The organism is Frankia sp. AiPs1 (assembly GCF_023716945.1).
GTDB lineage: Bacteria > Actinomycetota > Actinomycetes > Frankiales > Frankiaceae > Frankia.
In genome coordinates, this window is record NZ_JAMQQF010000983.1 from 1 (window position 1) to 1,210 (window position 1,210).

The following is a 1,210-nucleotide window of genomic DNA, read 5'->3' on the forward strand; positions in this document are numbered from 1 at the left end:
CGATCCGGCCGGGCCGGCGCGTCGGCGGCGCATCGCGGTGCTCGCCGGGGTCGCGGCCGTGGTGGTTGCCGCCGTGGCGATCGTGCTTGGCCTGGTCCTCGCGGGCGGTGACCCGTCCGAGTCCCCGCCTGCCGCCGCCGCGACGTCGCAGGCCACCGCCGCCCGCTCACCTGCACCGCGGGCCTCGGCGACGGCCACGGCCACGGCGGGGTTGAAGCCGTCCCCGACGACGTCGACGCCCGCGACCGGCCCGACGCCGGCGGTCACGCCGTCCGCACCGTCCACCACCTCGCCTGCCGGGTCGCAGGTCGGCGACAACCTCGGCGCCCTCATCCCGGACACGACCGAACCCGCCGAAGCCCCCGCCGGCTACACCACCCACCGGGACCGCAGCGGATGGTCGGCCGCGCTACCCGCCGGCTGGCGGACCTCCGAGCGCGGCAACGGACGGGTGATCACCACCGCGTCGTCCGGCTACCCGGACCTGCTCATCGAGGAGCAGCCGAAGGCGGGTCCCTCCGCCATCGGTGCCTGGTACGACCAGGAAGCCGCGGTCCGGGACAGCTCCGCGGGCTATCGCCGCCTGTCCATCCGCCCCGCGGACGGCGGCGCCGGGACCAGCGCGGCGATCTGGGAGTTCAGCTTCACCTCCGGCGGGCAGACCATCCACGTCCTCGACTTCGGCGTGGTCCGCAACGGGCACGGCTACGGGCTGCGCTGGCGCGTCCCCGAGCAGGGCTGGGACGCCGCCCTCGGCCAGATGCGCACGATCTTCGCCTCGTTCCGCCCCGGCCCCTGACCGCCCTCCGTGAACCCTCGCCCTGTGAACCCTCGCCCGTGAACGGCCGCGCCATGAACGGTTGCGCCATGAGCTGTCGCCGCATGGGCCGTCGCGCGGATCAGGCGGATCAGGGGGACACGACAGCGGCGGTCTCGCGGATCACGAGGTCGATGACGTCGTCGATGCGGCCGCGGCGGGCGTAGGCCGCGCGCTGGCGATCCGCGCCGGTGCCGCGGGCGAACAGGCCGTCGACGAGGGCGGCGACCGCGTCGCCGTCGCCGGTCGCCGACAGCTCCGGGCCGACCCGCTCGACCAGCCGGTCGACCAGAGCGCGGGCGGGGACGAGCTCGCCGCGTTCGAGGTCGACGAGCTCACCGGCCACCCCGTAACGTGACGCCCGCCAGCCCGCGGCGCGCAGCAGCTCCGGAC

2 pseudogenes are annotated in these 1,210 nt (G+C 76.1%); one reads left to right on the plus strand and one right to left on the minus strand.

The features are described 5' to 3' along the window. A pseudogene (locus ND748_RS32345) lies at positions 1-799 on the plus strand (serine/threonine protein kinase); the annotation flags it as partial. 109 nt (positions 800-908) lie between these two features. On the opposite strand, the pseudogene ND748_RS32350 reads toward ND748_RS32345, so the two are convergent. Continuing rightward, positions 909-1,210, minus strand: a pseudogene (locus ND748_RS32350) (carboxylate--amine ligase); the annotation flags it as partial.